The organism is Ruminococcoides intestinale, assembly GCF_040095935.1.
GTDB lineage: Bacteria > Bacillota > Clostridia > Oscillospirales > Acutalibacteraceae > Ruminococcoides > Ruminococcoides intestinale.
On the sequence record NZ_JBBMFQ010000002.1, the window covers coordinates 338,299 to 358,350 of the forward strand.

Sequence of the window (20,052 nt, forward strand, 5' to 3'; positions counted from 1 at the left end):
ATTAATCTTGACAATGCAAAAAATGGTGCTATAATTAAAACATACTAAATACATAGGAATAGTAGAAATAAAATACATACATAATCAAGCACATAAAAATCATGCTAAGAAAGGAAGTACAGTTATGGCAAAAAGAAATTTTGGCGATGAATTCGGATTTCAGACAAGGGCTGTTCACACGGGCAATGATGTTGACAGCGAAACAGGAGCAATCAAAAGACCTATCACAATGGCAAACAGCTATGAACTCCCGTATGATCCGAGCGACCTCAACTGGAGCAGTGCAGGCAAAAACCTCTACACACGCAACGGCGGTTCAAATCAGCAGTATCTTCAGGAAAAGCTTGCGTCCCTTGAGGGCGGAGAGGATTGCGTTGTCCTTGCAAGCGGTGTTGCGGCTCTGTCGGGACTTTTCTTTGCATTGCTCAAAAGCGGTGACCATGTTGTATTTTCAAGCGTAACATATATTGCGGTTTACAGACTTCTGAACGAACTTCTCAAAGACAAATTCGGTGTTGAAACAACAATTGTTGACACAACCGACATTGAAAAAGTTAAGGCGGCAATCCGTCCGAACACAAAGCTCATTCACATTGAAACACCGGGCAACCCTACTCTTTCAATTTCCGACATTGAAAAGATTGCAGAGCTTGCCCATGCAAACGGTGCACTTTTGTCGGTTGACAACACATTTGCTTCTCCGTTCAACCAAAGACCGATTAACCTCGGTGCAACAATCAGCCCGTTCAATGCATGGCTGATTATGAGAGGTTCGGTAACACTTCCGTTGCGTATGAAACAGCACAACGAAAATGCACTCAAGGTTGCTCGTTATCTGAAAACGGTCAAAGGTGTAAGCTTTGTTGCATATCCGGGACTTGAGGATCACCCGAATCACGATGTTGCAGTTAAGCAGATGAAAAACGGGTTCGGCGGAGTGCTTTCGTTTGGACTTAAAGCCGACCACGATACCTACAACCGTTTTGTTACACATCTTAAAGTAATCACATCGGCTGTATCACTCGGTCACGATGAAAGCCTTATCGTATTTCTCGGTGAAAACGATGAAAGACAGTATCTTTATCCCGAAGAATTCCACAACGGATTTTTCCGTTTCAGCGTTGGTATTGAGGATGCCGAAGATATCATCGAAGATTTAAGACAGGCTTTTGAAAAAGAAAACCTGATTTAAGGAGCTTATTATGAATTTTTCATATTCACAGGTGCTTGAATTCAAGAGGATTCTTGACGAAAAATTCGGAGTGTATCTACATTTTCACGATGCCTGCGGAGGACAGTATTTTTCATTTGATGAAGCAGAGAAGGACGAAGTATATCAATTTTTAACCTCTTATTTTGCAAATATCGGCGGTAAAATCAATATTGCCGACAATAAATTGACATTTACAGTAGATAAAGCGTAATCAGAAAATTTTTTTAAAAGATTTTCAAAACATTCTCTTGTTTGTCATTATTCTGTCACGATTGCCGTGATATAATAAGCACATCAAGTGTGATTAGACTTATAATTTTGCAAAGTGCTTATTATATCAATTATAGGCACAACATAAGAAAGGGTTAACAAACAACCGTTATTTACAGTTCGTAAAGGCAGAACGGCTTGATTTATAACAAGTCTTGCCCGAGCGTGACAGAATAAGTGGTGATAACCCATGTTAAACAGCTTACAAGATTTTCATTTGATATATTTTTCCTCTCTCTTTAATTAAAAATACGGAAGAAACAGCGAGTTACTCCCCTTCACATAAGGAAGTGAGGGGACGAGGGCGGCTCTGACAAATTACGGTATAGTCATTCGTGACTATGCCGTTTTTTGTTCCTTTGTACGCTTCTGTTTTAAGCGTTCTTGAAACATTTCTTCATATTCTTCAGCAGATGGGGCTGTTATGATACCAACTCCGTTGTAGTAAATGTCTATCGGATATATGGTCTTGCCGTCTATGACCTGTTTTTTTGAAACCATAATGTAATCGATAAACTCATTGACTATGGCAGGCGTAAGGTCCTCGATTTCCGTGTATCACTTGACCTTTTCTACAAATGCACGCACATTTGCAGTTTTATCGTCCTGTGTTTCGATTTCATTACGCAGCATAACAACCACTTCTTTAAGCAATTTTTGCTCTGCTTCATAGCTTGGTAAGATGTAACTTTTTTCAGATATACTCAAAAGTATATCTTCTGCCATTTTTCCGAAATCATATTATTGTGTCACTTTACATATATTAATTTCAATATCATTATCCAAATACTTGATTTATTTTGGAACAATTTGTTATAATGAAAGGGACAATCTATATGAGGAGAAAACTTATGAAAGTATTTATTAGTTGGTCAGGTAATATCAGTTGGAAAGTTGCAGTTATTTTTAGGGATTGGCTTCCATCTGTTATACAATCACTCGAACCATATGTTTCGTCTGAAGATATTGATAAAGGTGCTAGATGGAGCACTGATATAGCAAAAGAACTTGAAGATTCAACATTTGGAATATTATGTGTAACCAAAGAAAATTTAGAGGCTCCATGGCTATCTTTTGAAGCAGGTGCACTTTCTAAGACAATGGAAAAATCCTTTGTCACACCGTTCTTGTTTGATATAAAGCGTTCAGAAGTACAGGGACCAATTTTACAATTTCAGTCAACTATTTTTCAAAAAGATGATATTAAGAAAATGGTTCAAACATTAAATAAAGCTTGTGGTGATGCAGGTATATCTGAGCAACGCCTTGATAAATCATTTGATGTTTGGTATCCGACTCTTGAACAAGAATTAATCGAATTGAGGGATAAAAGTTCAAATAAAGATGAAGATGTTGCACCAGAAGATGTCAATCATTCTTCTGAAATATTAGAAGAAATCCTCGAACTTTCCAGAGACAATCAAAAATTGTTACGAAATCCCGATGATAAACTGTACGACGATATGGAAAAAATTAAAGATTCCTTAGAACGGATTTCTATGAGAAATGAAATGGCATTTGAACGGAAAAGAATGTCAAGAAAATATAGTTCTATGTTTTTTGATGAAATTATGCATATGAGCGGCAAACGTAGTTCTTATGCATTTTTGATGACGCTCAGTCTATTAAAAGAAGATTTTCCTTGGATTTATGATATGGGGAAAGAACTGATTGACATACTAAAAAGTGGAAATAGCTCTGACGAAAAATCAATTGCCATTAGAGAATTTAGAGACATGGTTGATTTTACTTTTAGTCATCCTATGATGAGAGATATGTTTGGTCGTACTAAAGATAGTATAATATTTATTAAAGAGCTTCCATATTCTTTAATGAGATATTTGGATGAAATATCAGAGCAATACAATTGATTGTACTGTAAAAAACAATCTGTATCATTTGATACAGATTGTTTTTTCACATATTGCCTTAAATTTTAAATATAAATTAGTTCATTTAAAATAATTTCTTCAGCTTGCTGCCTAATATAATTCATTTTTTCAACCCATTCCATAGGGCTGTCAGCCTTCATCTGTTCAGTAATACCTTGTGTTGTTTTTAACCGTTTTACAATCCGACAAAAACGTTCTCGTGCCTGTTTGTCAATCTTAAAAAGATATTCAATAAGATCTCCTCTTGTAAGTGAATTGATATAAGTCAATCTGCGGTGCTCCTATAAAAAATTAAAATGCCGTTGCCCATAAATACTAATAGCGTTTTCTTCACTTTTAGGAAATGTGAGATTTGGAATGAGATAATCGCTTTGTTTGCGGTAAGTACCGCCGTATTGTTCAAACAATGATTTCATTGTAGTTTCCTCCATAATATTTTAATTTGCTACAAATTCATCATATCCAACCGTCATTACAAATACTTATAAATGCCGCAAGGGAGACTTCTTTATGTGAAGTGTCCCTTACACCGCTGTTTTTTTCATTTTACGGCAAAGCCGCAATGAATAACTGTATGCCGTTTTTCATATACATTATCGGTGATTGATATGAAAAAACTGCTCTGTGTGTTTTTTTGCGTAATGCTTGCGGCATTGTCGGCTGTCGTGTTTACGGGCGGAAAGGACACGCAAAAAAACTACATAAAATATGTTGAATTTAATGTTACGAAAGACGCTTTGCAAAATGCCGTTGACCTCGACATACAAACTCACGATGACGACAGGCATACCGACTGCATAACCACGCTTGCGTATCTCGGTGCGAAATACGGCGGCGATTTTACAAAGTACAAATACAGCGATATGACAAATTTTGCCGACAAAATCAAAAACGGCGAAACCGTTGAAAACCTGACAAAGGATATGAAATATTTCAACTATTACTCTCAGGCATACGGTGCGGCACTTTCGGGAATTGTCGGTGATTACGAAAAAGAAACTTCAAACGGCACTGAAAAAGACTACGGCTTGTGTTGGTTTTCACCGATTGCCAAATCTTTTCCGTATTCCTGCTATGATGATTTCGGTGCGGTCAGAACCTACGGCTACACAAGACCGCACCTCGGGCATGATCTTATGGCGGCTGTCGGCACACCTGTTGTGGCGGTTGAGTCGGGAACGGTTGAAATTATGGGCTGGAACAGGTACGGTGGTTGGCGAATCGGAATCCGTTCTGCCGACAAAAAACGCTATTGGTACTATGCACACCTAAGGCAGAACCGTCCGTTTGCAGAAAACTTAAAAGAGGGCGACAAGGTTTGTGCAGGCGATGTAATCGGTTATGTGGGAAGAACGGGTGACAGCGATACCGAAAATACAAACGGAATAACCGAAAGTCATTTGCATCTCGGACTTGAGCTTGTGTTTGATGAGAGCCAAAAAGAAAGCAATAACGAGATATGGATTGATGTGGGTGCTATAACGAGCGTTGTTGAGCAAAATCAGAGCGAAGTCGTGCGTAATAACGAAACAAAGGAATTTGCAAGGAAATACAAGTTTACCGTTGGCAATGATTGACAAAAAATAAGAGCAAGATAAAATTAAATTAGCACAAAAATTGAATATTGTATAAACTGTTGACAATATAATGCTATTATAGTACAATTTAGCCACTATGTTTTTAAGGAGAGTAAAACAATGAAAAAAATTGCACTTATACTTGTTGCAGCACTTATCGCAGTAACATCAATCTTCTGCTTTGCAGGTTGCGGTGATTCACCTGAGCAGAAGCTCGCTAACTATGTTGCATCAGACGAATGCCAGAAAGAACTCGACTCTATGAAGTCGACATATGAATCAATGATGGATGTTGATGTTAGGGCTGAAGGCAAGAGCTTAGTTTATGACCTTACTTACAAGACTGAACTCCCTGAGGAATCACTTGATACTGTAAAGTCAGGCCTTGAATCAGCTTTTGAATCATTGTCGTCAACATATGAAGGCATTGCAAACAGTATTAAGGAATCAGTTGGCATTGACGATCCGTCAGTTGTTGTAAAAATCAATACTAAAGACGGTACAAACATTTTATCAAAGACATACAACGCAACTAAATAATTTGATTATTTGCAATCTACGGGCTGTCATCTGACAGTCCGTTTTTTGTGTATAATGTCAAATAATGATTTTACATATCTGAATGTTTTACCGCACGAATGTGATTTATTATCCTATAAAATCATAAACATTACTTTTATTCTTTACGGGCAAAAAATCATATAATTTGTATGTTGACGGCAAATCTTCAATAAGTTAAAATATGTAGGATGGTATTTGAAAAAATTATGAATTTAAATTTGCAGGAGGATAAAACAAGTGGTATTTTCGAGCCTTGTATTTATGTTTGCGTATCTGCCGATTACCTTGCTTGCCTATTATCTTGTGCCAAGGCAGGGACGCAATATTTTTCTCTTTATCGTAAACCTTATATTCTACGGTTGGGGCGAACCTAAGCTTGTTCTGCTCATGGTGTTCAACATCTTCTTCAACTACATAGGCGGTTGGCTTGTTGACAAATACAGAGCCGACGCCAAAAAGAAAAAGCTGTTTCTGATTCTTACCTGCGTGCTTGATATAGGTATTCTTGCGGTGTTTAAATATACGGGAATGATAACCGAAACGCTCAATATGCTGCCGTTTCTCAATATTCCGGAGCTTCAAATCAGCCTGCCGATCGGCATCAGCTTCTACACATTCCAGACAATGAGCTATGTTATTGATGTTTACCGTGACGATGCGCCCGTGTCGAAGAACTTTATCAACTTCGGTACTTATGTTGCACTTTTTCCGCAGCTTATTGCAGGTCCGATTGTCCGTTACCGTGATGTTGCCGAACAGCTTGTAAACCGCCGTGAAACGCTTGAAATGTTCACAAAGGGTGTAAAGCTCTTTATGGTCGGTCTTGCAAAAAAGGTAATTATCGCAAACACCATGGGAACGCTCACAACAAACATTTTTGCAACAACCGATGAAAACGGTGTTGTCGGAACATGGGTGGGTATGATAGCCTATACATTTCAGATTTACTTTGATTTCTCGGGTTACTCCGATATGGCTTGCGGTCTTGGCAATATGATGGGATTCGAGTTTCTTAAAAACTTTAACTATCCCTACATCGCAAAGTCGATTACAGACTTTTGGAGAAGATGGCATATTTCCCTTTCGACATGGTTCAAAGAATATGTTTATATTCCTCTCGGCGGTAACAGAAAGGGCGTTAAAAGGCAGATTCTCAACCTTCTTATCGTGTGGGGACTTACAGGTCTTTGGCACGGTGCGGCATACAACTTTGTACTTTGGGGACTTTACTACGGACTTCTTCTTATTCTTGAAAAATTCGTACTCAAAAAATTTCTCGACAGACTGCCGTCATTTGTTCAGCACATTTACACTCTGTTTATCATAATCATCGGTTGGGGACTTTTCTACTTCACGGATGTCGGACAGCTCGGTGAGTTTATGGTTGACCTTTTCAATTTCGGCAACGGAATTTGCGGTGATCAGGCGTTCAATCTTATTATGAGCAACCTGCCAATGCTTATTATTGCGGCTGTTGCGTCAACTCCGCTTGCAACAATGCTTTACACACGCTTTGAACACAGACGCTTTATGTGGATTCCCGAAACACTCTACTGTATGGGTGTTCTTGCTGTCAGCACGGCAAGCCTTGTTAATCAGAGCTACAACCCGTTCCTTTATTTCAGATTTTAAAACGGCTGTGAACAATTAGAAAAAGTCAGGTGAATATATATGCGTTTTACTGATAACAGAAATAAAATCGGAAAATACATTCCTGCGGTTGTATTTCTGATTTTCATATACGGAATGGCTTTGTGGTTTATCTTTTCTCCGAAACCCGACTACAGCTCTTCCGAAAAAAGATACTTGCAGAAGTTTCCGGAGGTTACAGCCGAAAAATTGCTTTCGGGTGATTTCGGCAGTGAGTTTGAAACATTCTTTGCCGACAGGTTTCCGCAGAGAAACACATGGGTAGGTCTTAACGCATACACCGCCCTTGCGGAGGGTAACAACGGTGCAAGCGGTGTGTATAACTGCAAAAACGGCTACCTTATCAACAAGCCTGTTTCGACTGAAAACAACCTCGATAAGAATATCGGTGCGGTTGCGGATTTTGCAAAATCAATCGACACTCCGACAACGGTTATGCTCGTTCCGTCAACAGGATATATTGTTGATGATGTGCTTCCGACATTCCACGATAAATACAACGATGATGAGGATATAAGCAAGATTTCTTCAACGCTTTCAAAGGATAAAATCGGATTTGTTGATTTGCGTGAACGCTTTAAGAGCGAATACAAAAACGGCAGTCAGCTTTACTATAAAACCGACCACCATTGGACAACAAAGGGTGCTTACACGGGCTACCAAGAGCTTTGCAAGGCACTCGGCATTACTCCGATTGATGATTCAACCCTGAAAAAAGACAGCTACCCCGACTTTTACGGCACAACATATTCTTCAAGCGGTTTTTGGCTCACTCCGCCCGATAATATCGAAATTTGGAATAACCCTAAAAATTCCGACAGGAATATCTCCGTAAAAATCACCGAGGGTGCAAATATTAAAACTTCGGGTTCAATGTACTTTACCGACCATCTCAAAGAGGACGACAAGTACCCCGTGTTTATTGACGGCAATCACGCTCTCACGGAGATTACAAACACCAATGCAAAGAACGGCACAATTCTTCTCATCAAGGACAGCTTTTCGCACAGCCTTGCACCGTTCCTTGCAGAAAACTACAGCAAGGTAGTTCTGGTTGACCTGCGTTATTATAAGGAAAGCGTGTCAGACCTTGTGACGACCTACAACCCCGAGCAGGTTGTTGTGTTTTACGGAATTGACAACCTTGCAACCGATACGGATATCGTATGGCTCAAGTAAGTTCTTTAATATTCAATTGAATTAAAAGCGGCTGTTGCTGATGAATTGACTTTCATTAAGTGATAGCCGTTTTTTTGTAATTCTTTAATCTGTTATATCCCACATTCCTCGTAAAATAATGCAAAAAAATAACCACCCATAAATCGGGTGGTGTCGGATACGATTTTATAAGCGCTACACTCGAGCGTTTTAAGTTTTTTGTAAATTAAACTATCTACACAAACTTAAAATTAAAATTCAACACCGATTCTGCCGGTGATGCCTCGATCGTAGGGATGTTTGATTTTTTTGAACTCGGTTACATAATCGCAAAGGTCAATCATCTTTTGTGACGGGTTATGACCTGTCATAATGATTTCCATGCTTGAGGGAGCGTTGGTGATGAACTCAACAACCTCGGATTCGGTGAGCATTTCAGCATTGATTGCGTCAATAATCTCGTCAAATACAACCATGTCGTACTTTTCGGTCAGGGCAAGTGTGACACTGTGGTCAAAAATACCCTTGAAAATTTTTGCCGCCTGAGCCTTTTCCTTTTCGTTCATCTGAAATGTGAACTTGAGGTCGGCGGGGCAGAGCGTGAGAGTCACATTCTCGGTGTGACTGAGAACATGGCGTTCCCCCGAAAATTCCGTTTTTAAAAATTGCACAAACAGCACCTTGAGGTTACTGCCTGCCGCCCTGACGGCAATTCCTACAGCGGCTGTGGTTTTGCCCTTACCGTCGCCAAAATACAAATGTTTCATTGTCTGTCATTCCTTTTCATAAAACTGCACAATTGACAAAATGGAATCCCTTATATACAATAGTATAGAAAAGACATTTTCGTCTGCCTAATTATAACATAAAATCGGCAAACGGGAGTATGTACAAATTAAACAAAATTAATTAAAAATATTTTAAAAACTTCTATACCGCTTATTTTGCCGAAAAGGTTGAAATAATGCGGTATTTCGTTTATAATAATGCTTGTGTGACTGCACAAGATATGCGATGAAGCGGGAGGTTGCGGCATTAAGCCGGTTTTTCCGTGGAGTATGTCCGATTTTAAACCGGGCGATTAAATTGAAACACAGAGCGATTGAGTGGCAATGGGGTTGCTTTGCCATAACTGCGCTCAAACGCTTTCAGAACTTCCCGGTTAACTGAATAGTTAAACGGGTTTTTTAATGCGGGGTGAGGAAACACCCGGCAGAGTTTCAAAAAGTTTTGAAAAGCAACGCCCGCCAACTAACATTTTTAAGGAGGCGACGATAATGGCAGTCAAGGAAAAGATTAGAATAAGATTAAAGGGTTATGATCATCAGCTCGTTGATCAGTCTGCAGAGAGAATCGTGGCAACAGCTAAGCGCACAGGCGCAAGAGTTTCAGGTCCCGTTCCGCTCCCGACTGAGAAGCAGGTTGTAACAATTCTTCGTGCTGTTCATAAGTACAAGGACAGCCGTGAGCAGTTTGAAATCAGAACTCACAAGCGTCTTATCGACATCTTAAGACCGTCAAACAAGACAGTCGAGGCTCTTATGAGCTTAGAGCTCCCTGCCGGCGTTGATATCGAGATTAAGTTATAATCGGATACCAACCTACAAGCAGACAGGGTCATGTTGGGAAACCAACCAATAACCTATAAGGAGGATACAATTTATGCAGAAAGCAATCATCGGTAAGAAAATCGGTATGACACAGATTTTCGATGAAAAGGGAATCATGATTCCCGTAACTGTTGTTGAGGCAGGCCCTTGCGTGGTAACAGCCAAGAAAACAGTTGAAAATGACGGCTACGCTTCGGTACAGCTCGGCTACGGCGATGTTAAACCTCACAAGGTAAACAAGCCAATGAAGGGCTTCTTTGATAAGGCCGGTGTAGCACCAAAGAAAACTCTTAAAGAGTTCCGCTTTACAGACACAGACGCTTACAGCATCGGTGATCTCGTTAAAGCAGACGTATTCACCCCCGGCGACAAGATTGACGTAACAGGCAAGAGCAAAGGTAAGGGTACAGCAGGTGTTATTAAGAGATGGAACTTCCACCGTCTTAAGGAATCACACGGTACAGGTCCTTGCGTACGCCACGGCGGTTCAATCGGTGCCTGCTCATCACCTTCAAGAGTTTGGAAGGGTAAGAGAATGGCAGGTCACCTCGGCGCAGAACAGGTAACGGTTCAGAACCTCACAGTTGTTAAGGTTGACGCAGAAAACAACCTCATCGCTGTTAAGGGTGCTATTCCGGGTCCTAACAAGGGAATCGTTGTAATCAAAGATTCCGTAAAGGCTTAAGGAAGGGGGATTATAAATGCCAAATTTAGCAGTAGTAGATATGGAAGGCAAGAATGTCGGTACAATCGAGCTTGCTGAGTCCGTATTCGGTATCGAACCAAATGCAGCTGTTATGCATCAGATGGTAGTTAACTACCTCGCAGCACAGCGTCAGGGCACACAGTCCGCTCTTACAAGATCAGAGGTTTCAGGCGGCGGTAAAAAGCCGTGGAGACAGAAGGGTACAGGCCGTGCAAGACAGGGTTCAACAAGAGCTCCGCAGTGGACACACGGCGGCGTTGTATTCGCTCCGAAGCCAAGAGATTACAGATTTTCCGTAAACAAGAAGGTAAGAAGACTTGCTATGAAGTCAGCTTTCTCTTCAAAGGTTATGGAGAACGAGCTCATCGTTGTTGATTCAATCAGCATGGACGAGTACAAGACAAAGAAGATTGTTGCAATGCTCAGCACAATCGGAGCTGAAAAGAAGGCTCTCATTGTTCTTCCTGAGGTTGACAGCAAGGTTATTAAATCAGCTAACAACATCCCCGGTGTTAAAACAGCTCAGGTAAACACTCTTAATGTATATGACATTTTGAATGCTGACAAGCTTATCATCGTTAAGGATGCGGTAAGCAAGATTGAGGAGGTATATGCATGATAGCTCATGATATTGTAATCCGCCCTGTTATTACCGAAAAGAGTATGCTCGGCGCAGTTAACAAAATTTATACCTTTGAAGTTGCTAAGTCAGCAAACAAGATTGAAATTGCAAAAGCTTGTGAAGAAGTTTTCGGCGTTAAGGTTGCAAAGGTAAACACAGTAAGCATGAGAGGCAAATTCCGTCGTCAGGGCAGAAACAACGGCGGCTACTCAAAGAGCTGGAAGAAAGCAATCGTAAAACTTACCGAAGACAGCAAGCCTATCGAATTTTTTGAAGGCATGATGTAATACTGACTCAGGTTCAGTATTGAGTCTGAAAAACATTATTCAGGCAGAATGTATGGGAAATGCCATATTCCCGCAAAGCCATCATGAGGAGAGTGAAACCAAATGGCCATTAAAGTATATAAGCCGACCATTAACTCAAGAAGAAATATGTCGGTTACAGATTATTCGGGTCTTTCAAAGGTTGAGCCGGAAAAAAGCTTGCTTGCTCCTTTAAATAAAAAGGCAGGTCGTAACAGCTACGGCAGAATCACCGTTCGTCACAGAGGCGGCGGCAACCGCAAAAAGTACCGTATTATTGACTTCAAGCGTCAGAAATTTGATGTTGAAGGTACAGTTAAAACATTAGAGTACGATCCAAACCGTTCTGCATTCATCGCTCTTGTAGAGTACACAGACGGCGAGAGGGCTTACATTATTGCTCCGGAAGGACTTAAGGTAGGCGACAAGGTAACAGCAGGTGCAAACGCTGATATTAAGCCTGGTAACGCACTTCCGCTTACAGCAATCCCTGTTGGTACATTTATCCACAATGTAGAGCTTTATCCCGGCAGAGGCGCTCAGCTCGCTCGTTCAGCCGGCAACATGGCTCAGCTCATGGCTAAGGAAAACGGTCTTGCACTTTTAAGACTTCCTTCAGGCGAGCTCAGAAACGTTCCTGAAAACTGCATGGCTACAATCGGTCAGGTAGGTAACACCGATCACGAAAATGTTAAGATCGGTAAAGCAGGTCGTAAGAGAAACATGGGTTGGCGTCCTACTGTTCGTGGTTCTGTAATGAACCCTAACGACCATCCGCACGGCGGTGGTGAGGGTAAGTCACCTGTTGGTCGTCCGGGCCCTGTAACCCCATGGGGTAAGCCCGCACTCGGCTACAAGACTCGTAAGAACAACAAGAGCAGCGACAAGCTTATCGTAAGAAGAAGAAACGGTAAGTAAGGCGGAAAGGAGCTAAAACATGAGTAGAAGTACTAAAAAGGGCCCTTATGTTCAGCCTGTACTGCTCAAAAGGGTTATCGAAATGAACGAAGCAGGCGAAAAGAGAATTCTCAAGACTTGGTCAAGAAGTTCAACAATTTTCCCTGAATTCGTTGGTCACACATTTGCCGTTCATGACGGCAGAAAACATGTTCCTGTATATGTAACCGAAGATATGGTTGGTCACAAGCTCGGTGAGTTTGCTCCGACAAGAACATTCAAAGGTCACGCAGGATCAAAGACAAGCAAATAAGCGGAAGGAGAGTATTGCAGATGGAAGCAAAGGCAAATGCAAAATTTGTTCGTATTTCACCCCGCAAGGTTAATGTAGTTCTTGACCTCGTAAGAGGCAAAGACGTTAAGTATGCGGAAGCTGTTCTCAAGCACACTCCCAAGGCCGCTTGCGAGCCGCTTTTAAAGCTGCTCAATTCAGCTATGGCAAATGCTGAGAACAACCATGACATGGATGTATCCAAGCTTTACATTGCTCAGTGCAATGCAACAGCAGGCCCCATCCTTAAAAGAATTCGTCCGAGAGCACAGGGCAGAGCGTTCAGAATCAACAAGAGAACTTCTCACATTTCCCTCGTACTCAAGGAAAGAGAAGACGACTAAGGGGAGGTTAGATTATGGGTCAGAAAGTTAATCCGCACGGTCTCCGTGTCGGCGTTATTAAAGATTGGGATTCCCGTTGGTTTGCAAACAAGAAGGACTTCGGTGCTACACTCGTTGAGGACTATAACCTCCGTAAGACTCTGAAGGCTCAGCTTTACAACTTCGGTATCTCAAAGATTGAAATTGAGCGTGACGGCAAAAAGGTTAAAATCAGCATCCACTGCGCTAAGCCCGGTCTTGTAATCGGTAAGGGCGGTTCTGAGATTGAAAAGCTCAGAGCACAGTGCGAAAAGATGCTCGGCAAGCCCGTTGCAATCAATATCGTAGAAGTTAAGGCTCCTGAGCTTGATGCACAGCTCGTTGCAGAAAGCATCGCTCAGCAGCTTGAAAAGAGAATCTCTTTCCGCCGTGCAATGAAGATGTCAATCGGCAACGCAATGCGTCGTGGCGCTAAGGGTATCAAGATTATGTGTTCGGGCCGTCTCGGCGGTGCTGAAATTGCTCGTTCAGAGCAGTACCACGAAGGTACTATTCCGCTTCAGACACTTCGTGCCGACATCGACTACGGCTTTGCAGAAGCTAACACCACCTACGGTAAAGTAGGCGTTAAGGTTTGGCTTTACAAGGGCGAGGTTCTTAACGAAGTTAAGTCAAGAAAGCCCCGCAGAGAAGGAGGCAGAAAGTAATGTTATTACCTAAGAGAGTAAAATACAGAAGAGTTCACAGAGGTCGTATGACAGGTAAGGCTCTTCGTGGTAACAAGGTTACTTACGGCGATTTCGGTCTTCAGGCTACAGAGCCTGCATGGATCACCTCAAACCAGATTGAGGCTGCCCGTGTCGCTATGACTCGTTACTGCAAAAGATTCGGTAAAGTATGGATCAAAATTTTCCCTGATAAGCCTGTTACAGCAAAGCCTGCTGAAACACGAATGGGTTCAGGTAAAGGTTCACCCGAGTACTGGGTAGCCGTAGTAAAGCCCGGCAGAGTTATGTTTGAACTCGGCGGCGTAGATGAAGCTACTGCAAGAGAGGCTCTTCGCCTTGCTGCAAATAAGCTTCCGATCAAGTGCAAGTTTGTTAAGAAAGAGGAGGGTGAGCAGTAATGAAAGCATCAGAACTCAGAGATATGTCAGTAGAAGAGCTTCAGACAAAGCTCACTGAACTCAAAGAAGAATTATTCAATCTTCGTTTCCAGCTTGCTGTTAATCAGCTCGAAAACTCATCCAGAATCGGTGCTGTTAAAAAGGACATCGCAAGAATTTCAACAGTTCTTCGTCAGATGGAACTTAACGGCGCTGAAGCTTAAGAGAGGAGGACTTAACAGTGAGTGAAAGAAATATGAGAAAAACTGTTGTCGGAAAAGTTGTAAGCGACAAGATGGACAAGACAATTGTCGTTGCAGTTGAAGACAGCGTAAAGCACAAGCTTTACAACAAAATTGTTAAGCGTACAGTTCGTTTCAAGGCACACGACGAAAACAACGAGTGTGGCATTGGCGACCGTGTAAAGATTATGGAGACCCGTCCTCTTTCTAAAGACAAAAGATGGAGACTCGTCGAGATTATTGAGAAAGCTAAATAAGTTTATTTTAGCGGCTTTGAGTAAAGGAGGAATTACACTGTGATTCAGCAGCAAACTATCCTCAAGGTTGCCGACAACACCGGCGCAAAGGAACTTATGTGCATTCGTGTACTCGGCGGTACCAGAAGGAGATATGCCAACATTGGCGATGTAATCGTAGCCTCGGTTAAAAAGGCAGCACCCGGCGGTGTTGTTAAAAAAGGCGACGTTGTAAAGGCTGTAGTTGTTCGTTCTGCAAAGGGCGTCAGAAGAGAAGACGGTACTTATATCCGTTTCGATGAAAATGCAGCTGTTATTATTAAGGAAGATAAGAACCCGAAGGGTACTCGTATCTTCGGACCGGTAGCAAGAGAGCTTCGTGATAAGGATTATATGAAGATTCTTTCTCTCGCTCCCGAAGTACTTTAATTGGAGGTGTCACAATGAGTAAAGTTCATGTTAAAACAGGCGACACCGTTATCGTATTAAGCGGTAAGGACAAGGGCAAGACAGGTCAGGTTATGGCTGTAAGCCCTAAAGAAGGCAAAGTTATCGTAGAAAAGGTAAACATGGTTTCAAAGCATGTTAAGCCCAAGAAGATGGGCGAGCAGGGCGGTATCATTAAGGCTGAGGGTGCTATGTATGCATCTAAGGTTCAGATTGTTTGCCCAAGATGCAAAAAGCCTACAAGAGTTGCTCATAAGTTCTATGAGGACGGCTCTAAGGGCAGAGTTTGCGCTAAATGCGGCGAAGCACTTTAAGGAGGAAATAAGATATGGCAAGACTTAAAGAATATTATTCAAAAGAAGTTGCACCTGCTCTTATGTCAAAGTTCTCCTACAAGAGCACAATGCAGATTCCTAAGCTTGATAAAATCGTTATCAATGTAGGCGCAGGCGAAGCAAAAGATAACTCAAAAGTAATTGATGCTATCTGCACAGACCTTTCTGCTATTACAGGTCAGAAGCCTCTCATCTGTAAGGCAAGAAAGTCAGTTGCTAACTTCAAACTCAGAGAAGGTATGGCAATCGGCTGTAAGGTTACATTAAGAGGCGAGAGAATGTATGAATTCCTCGACAGATTCTTCAATGTAGCACTTCCCCGTGTTCGTGACTTCAGAGGTATCAACCCTGATTCATTTGACGGCCGTGGTAACTACAACATGGGTCTCAAAGAACAGCTCATCTTCCCCGAGATTGACTATGACAAGATCGACAAGGTTCGTGGTATGGACATTTGTTTCGTAACCACTGCAACAACAGACGAAGAAGCTCGCGAGCTCTTAAAGCTTATGGGCGCACCGTTTTCAAAGTAAGGAGGGATTGTTGTGGCTAAAACTTCAATGAAAGTAAAGCAGCAGAGAAAGCAGAAATTCTCTACAAGAGAGTACACAAGATGTAACATCTGTGGTAGACCACACGCCTACCTCCGTAAGTATGGCATTTGTCGTATTTGCTTCCGTGAACTCGCTTACAAGGGCGAAATTCCGGGTGTAAAGAAAGCAAGCTGGTAAGCAAGGGAGGTAAAGCATAATGCAGATTACAGATACAATTGCTGATTTACTTACAAGAATCCGTAACGCAAATTCAGCAAAGCATGATTCTGTTGAAATTCCCGCTTCAAACCTCAAGAAGTCAATTTGTCAGATTCTTGTTGACGAAGGTTATGTAAAGAATTTCACAGTTATTGAAGACGGCAAGCAGGGCGTTATTAAGGTAACACTCAAGTATACAGACGGTAAGACTCCTGTTATCACAGGTCTCCGCCGTGTATCAAAGCCCGGTCTCAGAATTTACAGTAATGCAGAAGATATGCCAAAGGTAATGAAGGGTCTTGGTATCGCTATCATTTCAACCTCAAAGGGTGTTATGACAGATCGTGAGGCAAGAAAGCAGCACATCGGCGGCGAGGTTCTCGCTTACATTTGGTAAGAGGAGGTGCGATAAATGTCTCGAATTGGAAGAAAACCTATAAATATTCCCGCCGGCGTTACAGCTTCAGTTGACAACGGCGTTATCACAGTTAAAGGTCCTAAGGGTACACTTGATTTCAAGTTTAATCCTGCTATGACTGTTGAAATCAAGGGCGATGTAATCGAGGTTACACGTCCTAACGACGCAAAGGAAAACCGTTCACTTCACGGCCTTACAAGAACACTTATCCATAATATGGTTATCGGTGTTACAGAGGGTTATTCAAAGACTCTTGAGGTTAACGGCGTTGGTTACCGTGTTCAGAAGCAGGGTAGCAAGTGCGTTATGAACCTTGGTTATTCACACCAGGTTATCGTTGAGGATACAGAGGACATCAAGATTGAAGTTCCCGATCCTAACAAAATCATCATCTCCGGCATTGATAAGCAAAAGGTTGGTCAGTTTGCTGCCGAAGTAAGAGAAAAGCGTCCTCCGGAGCCATATAAGGGCAAGGGTATTAAGTACGCTGATGAAGTTATCCGCCGCAAGGAAGGCAAGGCCGGTAAGGGCAAATAATTAAGGAGTGAATAATTAATGGTAAGCAGACCAGATACAAAAAAGGCACGCGCAAAACGCCATAAGAGAGTCCGCAGCAAGATCAGCGGTACAGCTTCTTGTCCTCGTCTTTGCGTATTCCGCTCCACAAGCAACATCTATGCTCAGATTATTGACGATGTAGCCGGTGTTACACTTGCTCAGGCTTCAAGCCTTGATAAGGAAATCACAGGCAATGGCGGAAACAAAGAGGCAGCTAAGGCTGTTGGCAAGCTCGTTGCTGAGCGTGCAAAAGAAAAGAATATCGTTGATGTTGTATTCGACAGAGGCGGTAACATATATCACGGCCGTGTTAAGGAATTGGCCGAAGGCGCCCGTGAGGGCGGCCTCAATTTCTAAGGATTGGAGGAATAACTTTGGCTAAAACAGTAGAAGTAACAGGCGAATTAAAAGAAAGAGTAGTTACTATTAACCGTGTTTCTAAAACAGTTAAAGGCGGTCGTATTTTCAAGTTTGCAGCTCTCGTAGTTGTAGGCGACGGTAACGGAACAGTTGGTTTCGGTATCGGTAAAGCAGGCGAAGTACCCGACGCTATCCGCAAGGGTATTGAGGATGCTAAGAAGAACCTCATGAAGGTTTCACTCAGAGGTACAACAATCCCTCACGAAGTAATCGGTGAGTTCGGTGCAGGCAGAGTTCTTATGAAGCCCGCAGCTCCCGGTACCGGTGTTATTGCCGGCGGTCCTGTTCGTGCCGTTGTTGAAGCAGTAGGTATCAAGGACATCAGAACAAAGGCTCTTCGTTCCAACAATCCCTGTAATGTAGTTAGAGCTACTCTTGCAGGTCTTGGCGCATTAAGAAATGCTGAAGAAGTTGCTGCAATCCGCGGTAAATCCGTTAAAGAAATTCTTTAATAGGGAGGTTGTAAATTATGACAATTAAGTTAGTAAAGAGTCTTATCGGCTCTAAGAAGGATCAGATTGCAACCGCCCACGCTCTCGGTCTTAAGAAAATCGGTGATGTTACAACTCAGCCCGATAACGCTCAGACTAAGGGTAAGGTAGCAAAAATCATCCACCTCGTAGAGGTTAGTGAAGCATAAGCAAGGAGGTGCGAACTAATGAAGTTACATGAACTTTCTCCTGTTGAGGGTTCTAAGAAGGACTCAAAGAGAATCGGCAGAGGTCACGGCTCGGGCTGGGGCAAAACTTCCGGTAAAGGTCATAAGGGCCAGAAGGCTCGTTCAGGCGGCAGCATCCGTCCCGGATTTGAGGGCGGTCAGATGCCTTTACAGCGTCGTATCCCTAAAAGAGGTTTCAACAACATTTTTGCAAAAGCTGTAGCAGCAGTAAACCTCAGCACTTTGAACAGAAAGTTTGAAGACGGTGCGACAGTAGATATTGAGGCTCTTGTTAATGCAGGCGTTGTTAAGAACGGCTTTGATGCTGTTAAAATTCTTGGCAACGGTAAGCTTGACAAAAAACTTACAGTAAAGGTTTCTGCTTTTTCCGAATCAGCTAAAGCTGCAATTGAGGCTGCGGGCGGAAAGGCAGAGGTGATCTAAGTGTTTAAAACCATCAAAAATGCTTGGTCACTCCCCGATTTAAGAAAGAAAATTTTATTTACTCTCTTAATCATTGTTGTATTCAGAATCGGCTCGGTTATTCAGGTTCCATTCTTGGACACTGCGGCTCTCAGAAGTGTTATGAATCCGGATGACTGGTCTAACACAATGCTTTCTTATATGAATACACTCTCAGGCGGTGCATTCTCCAACGCAACATTGTTTGCAATGGGTATCACCCCTTATATCAACAGCTCAATCATCATCCAGCTCCTCTGCGTTGCTATTCCTCCTCTGGAGAGATTGGCAAGAGAAGGCGAAGCCGGCAGACGCAAAATCAGTGCTATCACTCGTTATGTAACAGTCGGTCTTGGTATTATTCAGGGTACTGCATATTACTTCTACCTTCTCAACAGCAAGGTAACACTTTACAACAGCGGTTTTGAACTTTGGTTCTCTGCTATCGTAATCATCCTTGTTTTTACCGCAGGTACGGCGGTTATGATGTGGCTCGGTGAACAGATCAACAGCCACGGCATCGGAAACGGTATTTCCATTCTCCTTTTTGCAGGTATCGTTGCTCAGTTCCCACAGATTATCAACACACTCGGTCAGTACTGGAACCTTGCTGTTAACGGCAGCACACAGTTCTTCTTCCTCGTACCTCTCTGGGTAGTTCTCTTTGTTGCTGTTGTATGGATTATCACATTCATGCAGGACAGCGAAAGAAGAATCCCGATTCAGTATGCTAAGCGTGTTGTGGGCAGAAAGATGTACGGCGGTCAGTCAAGCCACCTTCCTATCAAGGTTGCTCTCGGCGGCGTTCTTCCAATCATCTTTGCAAGCTCAATTCTTTCAATTCCAAGTACAATCAACCTCTTCCTCAAGATTCCTGCAGGAGAAGGTTTCTGGGGTGCATTCTTTGCAGCATTCAGCACCACAGGCTGGCTGTACATGGTACTTTATTTCTTGTTCATTATAATGTTCGCTTATTTCTATACATCAATTCAGTACAACCCTGTTGAAATGGCTAACAATCTTAAAGCTAATAACGGCACAGTTCCCGGTATTCGCCCGGGTGCTCCGACAGCTGATTATATCAGAAAGATTTTGTCAAGAATCACTTTAATCGGTGCAATGTTCCTTGCTGTTATCGCTATGATTCCGCTTATCTACGGCGCTGCTTCCGGAATGGGACAGATGTCAATCGGTGGTACATCAATCATCATCGTAGTTGGTGTTGCTCTTGAAACTGTTAAACAGCTCGAGTCACAAATGATGATGCGTCATTACAAAGGTTTTCTTGACTAATTGAGAAAAAA

The 20,052-nt window shown here is 42.3% G+C and carries 32 protein-coding genes and 1 pseudogene; 29 read left to right on the plus strand and 4 right to left on the minus strand.

Features of this window, described 5'->3' with window-relative positions; translation table 11 throughout:
* Nucleotides 1-124 precede the first annotated feature (124 nt).
* Both WMO31_RS05230 and WMO31_RS05235 read left to right on the plus strand, forming a co-directional pair.
* Complete coding sequence (locus WMO31_RS05230) at nt 125-1,192, plus strand: trans-sulfuration enzyme family protein (RefSeq protein ID WP_367999342.1); 1,068 nt, start codon at nt 125-127, stop codon at nt 1,190-1,192.
* Nucleotides 1,193-1,202: 10 nt separating this feature from the next.
* Nucleotides 1,203-1,424 carry an RDAC family protein gene (locus WMO31_RS05235; RefSeq protein WP_046431414.1) on the plus strand — a complete coding sequence of 74 codons (222 nt, stop codon included), beginning with the start codon at nt 1,203-1,205 and terminating at the stop codon, nt 1,422-1,424.
* Between the two features lie 398 nt (nt 1,425-1,822).
* Here the strand turns inward: WMO31_RS05235 and WMO31_RS05240 are convergent, their stop codons facing one another.
* Together WMO31_RS05240 and WMO31_RS05245 are read right to left on the minus strand one after the other, a co-directional pair.
* Entirely contained in the window at nt 1,823-2,032 is a 210-nt protein-coding gene (locus WMO31_RS05240) for a DUF4368 domain-containing protein (protein WP_117885774.1), read from the minus strand.
* A gap of 9 nt (nt 2,033-2,041) precedes the next feature.
* Complete coding sequence (locus tag WMO31_RS05245) at nt 2,042-2,209, minus strand: hypothetical protein (RefSeq protein ID WP_181984210.1); 168 nt, start codon at nt 2,207-2,209, stop codon at nt 2,042-2,044.
* Between the two features lie 125 nt (nt 2,210-2,334).
* On the opposite strand from WMO31_RS05245, the gene WMO31_RS05250 reads away from it, so the two are divergent.
* Nucleotides 2,335-3,354, plus strand: a complete 1,020-nt coding sequence (locus WMO31_RS05250; RefSeq protein WP_117885775.1) for a toll/interleukin-1 receptor domain-containing protein — start codon at nt 2,335-2,337, stop codon at nt 3,352-3,354.
* 65 nt (nt 3,355-3,419) lie between these two features.
* On the opposite strand, the pseudogene WMO31_RS05255 reads toward WMO31_RS05250, so the two are convergent.
* Nucleotides 3,420-3,791, minus strand: a pseudogene (locus WMO31_RS05255) (TnpV protein).
* Nucleotides 3,792-3,983: 192 nt separating this feature from the next.
* Between WMO31_RS05255 and WMO31_RS05260 the strand changes: the two are divergent.
* The 4 genes from WMO31_RS05260 (at nt 3,984) to WMO31_RS05275 (ending at nt 8,342) form a co-directional block, all read left to right on the plus strand.
* On the plus strand, nt 3,984-4,952 hold the full coding sequence (locus WMO31_RS05260) for a M23 family metallopeptidase (RefSeq protein WP_367999343.1): 969 nt from the start codon (nt 3,984-3,986) through the stop codon (nt 4,950-4,952).
* A 120-nt stretch (nt 4,953-5,072) separates the two neighbouring features.
* The gene (locus WMO31_RS05265; RefSeq protein WP_015523184.1) at nt 5,073-5,492 is read left to right on the plus strand and encodes a DUF4854 domain-containing protein; all 420 of its coding nucleotides are present in this window, start codon (nt 5,073-5,075) and stop codon (nt 5,490-5,492) included.
* 258 nt (nt 5,493-5,750) lie between these two features.
* The gene (locus WMO31_RS05270; RefSeq protein ID WP_101105928.1) at nt 5,751-7,145 is read left to right on the plus strand and encodes an MBOAT family O-acyltransferase; all 1,395 of its coding nucleotides are present in this window, start codon (nt 5,751-5,753) and stop codon (nt 7,143-7,145) included.
* A gap of 39 nt (nt 7,146-7,184) precedes the next feature.
* Nucleotides 7,185-8,342: a DHHW family protein gene (locus tag WMO31_RS05275; protein ID WP_367999344.1), complete on the plus strand. Its 1,158-nt coding sequence runs from the start codon at nt 7,185-7,187 to the stop codon at nt 8,340-8,342.
* A gap of 230 nt (nt 8,343-8,572) precedes the next feature.
* Here the strand turns inward: WMO31_RS05275 and WMO31_RS05280 are convergent, their stop codons facing one another.
* Nucleotides 8,573-9,088 carry a cob(I)yrinic acid a,c-diamide adenosyltransferase gene (locus WMO31_RS05280; protein ID WP_015523186.1) on the minus strand — a complete coding sequence of 172 codons (516 nt, stop codon included), beginning with the start codon at nt 9,086-9,088 and terminating at the stop codon, nt 8,573-8,575.
* Between the two features lie 510 nt (nt 9,089-9,598).
* Here WMO31_RS05280 and rpsJ point away from each other — a divergent pair.
* The 22 genes from rpsJ to secY all read left to right on the plus strand — a co-directional run bounded on the left by rpsJ (nt 9,599) and on the right by secY (nt 20,041).
* Nucleotides 9,599-9,910 (plus strand): 30S ribosomal protein S10, encoded by a 312-nt coding sequence (rpsJ, locus tag WMO31_RS05285; protein ID WP_015523187.1) that lies wholly within the window; start codon nt 9,599-9,601, stop codon nt 9,908-9,910.
* A 73-nt stretch (nt 9,911-9,983) separates the two neighbouring features.
* On the plus strand, nt 9,984-10,616 hold the full coding sequence (gene rplC / locus WMO31_RS05290; RefSeq protein WP_015523188.1) for a 50S ribosomal protein L3: 633 nt from the start codon (nt 9,984-9,986) through the stop codon (nt 10,614-10,616).
* Between the two features lie 16 nt (nt 10,617-10,632).
* Complete coding sequence (rplD, locus tag WMO31_RS05295; RefSeq protein ID WP_367999345.1) at nt 10,633-11,256, plus strand: 50S ribosomal protein L4; 624 nt, start codon at nt 10,633-10,635, stop codon at nt 11,254-11,256.
* Nucleotides 11,253-11,546 (plus strand): 50S ribosomal protein L23, encoded by a 294-nt coding sequence (gene rplW / locus WMO31_RS05300; protein ID WP_015523190.1) that lies wholly within the window; start codon nt 11,253-11,255, stop codon nt 11,544-11,546. The genes rplD and rplW overlap by 4 nt, the downstream gene beginning before the upstream one ends.
* Before the next feature lie 102 nt (nt 11,547-11,648).
* Nucleotides 11,649-12,482 carry a 50S ribosomal protein L2 gene (gene rplB, locus WMO31_RS05305; RefSeq protein WP_367999346.1) on the plus strand — a complete coding sequence of 278 codons (834 nt, stop codon included), beginning with the start codon at nt 11,649-11,651 and terminating at the stop codon, nt 12,480-12,482.
* Nucleotides 12,483-12,501: 19 nt separating this feature from the next.
* Entirely contained in the window at nt 12,502-12,774 is a 273-nt protein-coding gene (gene rpsS / locus WMO31_RS05310; RefSeq protein ID WP_015523192.1) for a 30S ribosomal protein S19, read from the plus strand.
* Between the two features lie 20 nt (nt 12,775-12,794).
* Nucleotides 12,795-13,136 carry a 50S ribosomal protein L22 gene (rplV, locus tag WMO31_RS05315; protein ID WP_015523193.1) on the plus strand — a complete coding sequence of 114 codons (342 nt, stop codon included), beginning with the start codon at nt 12,795-12,797 and terminating at the stop codon, nt 13,134-13,136.
* Between the two features lie 14 nt (nt 13,137-13,150).
* Nucleotides 13,151-13,822 carry a 30S ribosomal protein S3 gene (gene rpsC / locus WMO31_RS05320; protein WP_015523194.1) on the plus strand — a complete coding sequence of 224 codons (672 nt, stop codon included), beginning with the start codon at nt 13,151-13,153 and terminating at the stop codon, nt 13,820-13,822.
* Nucleotides 13,822-14,241 (plus strand): 50S ribosomal protein L16, encoded by a 420-nt coding sequence (rplP, locus tag WMO31_RS05325; protein WP_015523195.1) that lies wholly within the window; start codon nt 13,822-13,824, stop codon nt 14,239-14,241. The genes rpsC and rplP overlap by 1 nt, the downstream gene beginning before the upstream one ends.
* Nucleotides 14,241-14,444 carry a 50S ribosomal protein L29 gene (gene rpmC, locus WMO31_RS05330; RefSeq protein ID WP_015523196.1) on the plus strand — a complete coding sequence of 68 codons (204 nt, stop codon included), beginning with the start codon at nt 14,241-14,243 and terminating at the stop codon, nt 14,442-14,444. The genes rplP and rpmC overlap by 1 nt, the downstream gene beginning before the upstream one ends.
* A 17-nt stretch (nt 14,445-14,461) precedes the next feature.
* Nucleotides 14,462-14,719, plus strand: coding sequence for a 30S ribosomal protein S17 (rpsQ, locus tag WMO31_RS05335; protein ID WP_021883488.1), 258 nt, complete (start codon nt 14,462-14,464; stop codon nt 14,717-14,719).
* 39 nt (nt 14,720-14,758) lie between these two features.
* Nucleotides 14,759-15,127 carry a 50S ribosomal protein L14 gene (gene rplN, locus WMO31_RS05340; protein ID WP_021883487.1) on the plus strand — a complete coding sequence of 123 codons (369 nt, stop codon included), beginning with the start codon at nt 14,759-14,761 and terminating at the stop codon, nt 15,125-15,127.
* Between the two features lie 14 nt (nt 15,128-15,141).
* Nucleotides 15,142-15,459, plus strand: coding sequence for a 50S ribosomal protein L24 (gene rplX / locus WMO31_RS05345; RefSeq protein WP_015523197.1), 318 nt, complete (start codon nt 15,142-15,144; stop codon nt 15,457-15,459).
* A 14-nt stretch (nt 15,460-15,473) separates the two neighbouring features.
* Entirely contained in the window at nt 15,474-16,013 is a 540-nt protein-coding gene (gene rplE / locus WMO31_RS05350; protein ID WP_015523198.1) for a 50S ribosomal protein L5, read from the plus strand.
* Between the two features lie 12 nt (nt 16,014-16,025).
* A complete protein-coding gene (locus WMO31_RS05355) occupies nt 16,026-16,211 on the plus strand; it encodes a type Z 30S ribosomal protein S14 (protein WP_021883486.1) in 186 nt (61 codons plus the stop codon).
* Between the two features lie 19 nt (nt 16,212-16,230).
* Nucleotides 16,231-16,629 (plus strand): 30S ribosomal protein S8, encoded by a 399-nt coding sequence (rpsH, locus tag WMO31_RS05360; RefSeq protein ID WP_015523199.1) that lies wholly within the window; start codon nt 16,231-16,233, stop codon nt 16,627-16,629.
* A 15-nt stretch (nt 16,630-16,644) separates the two neighbouring features.
* Nucleotides 16,645-17,187: a 50S ribosomal protein L6 gene (gene rplF / locus WMO31_RS05365; protein WP_303828690.1), complete on the plus strand. Its 543-nt coding sequence runs from the start codon at nt 16,645-16,647 to the stop codon at nt 17,185-17,187.
* An 18-nt stretch (nt 17,188-17,205) separates the two neighbouring features.
* Entirely contained in the window at nt 17,206-17,565 is a 360-nt protein-coding gene (rplR, locus tag WMO31_RS05370) for a 50S ribosomal protein L18 (RefSeq protein WP_015523201.1), read from the plus strand.
* Nucleotides 17,566-17,582: 17 nt separating this feature from the next.
* Nucleotides 17,583-18,080 carry a 30S ribosomal protein S5 gene (rpsE, locus tag WMO31_RS05375; RefSeq protein ID WP_021883485.1) on the plus strand — a complete coding sequence of 166 codons (498 nt, stop codon included), beginning with the start codon at nt 17,583-17,585 and terminating at the stop codon, nt 18,078-18,080.
* Nucleotides 18,081-18,097: 17 nt separating this feature from the next.
* A complete protein-coding gene (rpmD, locus tag WMO31_RS05380; RefSeq protein ID WP_015523202.1) occupies nt 18,098-18,268 on the plus strand; it encodes a 50S ribosomal protein L30 in 171 nt (56 codons plus the stop codon).
* 18 nt (nt 18,269-18,286) lie between these two features.
* The gene (gene rplO, locus WMO31_RS05385) at nt 18,287-18,730 is read left to right on the plus strand and encodes a 50S ribosomal protein L15 (RefSeq protein WP_015523203.1); all 444 of its coding nucleotides are present in this window, start codon (nt 18,287-18,289) and stop codon (nt 18,728-18,730) included.
* A complete protein-coding gene (gene secY / locus WMO31_RS05390) occupies nt 18,731-20,041 on the plus strand; it encodes a preprotein translocase subunit SecY (RefSeq protein WP_021883483.1) in 1,311 nt (436 codons plus the stop codon).
* Nucleotides 20,042-20,052 lie beyond the last annotated feature (11 nt).

Coding starts and splice junctions, on each gene's coding strand:
- WMO31_RS05230 (WP_367999342.1), top strand. CDS start 125: ATGGCAAAAAGAAATTTTGGCGATGAATTCGGATTTCAGACAAGGGCT.
- WMO31_RS05235 (WP_046431414.1), top strand. CDS start 1,203: ATGAATTTTTCATATTCACAGGTGCTTGAATTCAAGAGGATTCTTGAC.
- WMO31_RS05245 (WP_181984210.1), bottom strand. CDS start 2,209: ATGGCAGAAGATATACTTTTGAGTATATCTGAAAAAAGTTACATCTTA.
- WMO31_RS05250 (WP_117885775.1), top strand. CDS start 2,335: ATGAAAGTATTTATTAGTTGGTCAGGTAATATCAGTTGGAAAGTTGCA.
- WMO31_RS05260 (WP_367999343.1), top strand. CDS start 3,984: ATGAAAAAACTGCTCTGTGTGTTTTTTTGCGTAATGCTTGCGGCATTG.
- WMO31_RS05265 (WP_015523184.1), top strand. CDS start 5,073: ATGAAAAAAATTGCACTTATACTTGTTGCAGCACTTATCGCAGTAACA.
- WMO31_RS05275 (WP_367999344.1), top strand. CDS start 7,185: ATGCGTTTTACTGATAACAGAAATAAAATCGGAAAATACATTCCTGCG.
- WMO31_RS05280 (WP_015523186.1), bottom strand. CDS start 9,088: ATGAAACATTTGTATTTTGGCGACGGTAAGGGCAAAACCACAGCCGCT.
- rpsJ (WP_015523187.1), top strand. CDS start 9,599: ATGGCAGTCAAGGAAAAGATTAGAATAAGATTAAAGGGTTATGATCAT.
- rplC (WP_015523188.1), top strand. CDS start 9,984: ATGCAGAAAGCAATCATCGGTAAGAAAATCGGTATGACACAGATTTTC.
- rplD (WP_367999345.1), top strand. CDS start 10,633: ATGCCAAATTTAGCAGTAGTAGATATGGAAGGCAAGAATGTCGGTACA.
- rplW (WP_015523190.1), top strand. CDS start 11,253: ATGATAGCTCATGATATTGTAATCCGCCCTGTTATTACCGAAAAGAGT.
- rplB (WP_367999346.1), top strand. CDS start 11,649: ATGGCCATTAAAGTATATAAGCCGACCATTAACTCAAGAAGAAATATG.
- rpsS (WP_015523192.1), top strand. CDS start 12,502: ATGAGTAGAAGTACTAAAAAGGGCCCTTATGTTCAGCCTGTACTGCTC.
- rplV (WP_015523193.1), top strand. CDS start 12,795: ATGGAAGCAAAGGCAAATGCAAAATTTGTTCGTATTTCACCCCGCAAG.
- rpsC (WP_015523194.1), top strand. CDS start 13,151: ATGGGTCAGAAAGTTAATCCGCACGGTCTCCGTGTCGGCGTTATTAAA.
- rplP (WP_015523195.1), top strand. CDS start 13,822: ATGTTATTACCTAAGAGAGTAAAATACAGAAGAGTTCACAGAGGTCGT.
- rpmC (WP_015523196.1), top strand. CDS start 14,241: ATGAAAGCATCAGAACTCAGAGATATGTCAGTAGAAGAGCTTCAGACA.
- rplX (WP_015523197.1), top strand. CDS start 15,142: ATGAGTAAAGTTCATGTTAAAACAGGCGACACCGTTATCGTATTAAGC.
- rplE (WP_015523198.1), top strand. CDS start 15,474: ATGGCAAGACTTAAAGAATATTATTCAAAAGAAGTTGCACCTGCTCTT.
- rpsH (WP_015523199.1), top strand. CDS start 16,231: ATGCAGATTACAGATACAATTGCTGATTTACTTACAAGAATCCGTAAC.
- rplF (WP_303828690.1), top strand. CDS start 16,645: ATGTCTCGAATTGGAAGAAAACCTATAAATATTCCCGCCGGCGTTACA.
- rplR (WP_015523201.1), top strand. CDS start 17,206: ATGGTAAGCAGACCAGATACAAAAAAGGCACGCGCAAAACGCCATAAG.
- rpmD (WP_015523202.1), top strand. CDS start 18,098: ATGACAATTAAGTTAGTAAAGAGTCTTATCGGCTCTAAGAAGGATCAG.
- rplO (WP_015523203.1), top strand. CDS start 18,287: ATGAAGTTACATGAACTTTCTCCTGTTGAGGGTTCTAAGAAGGACTCA.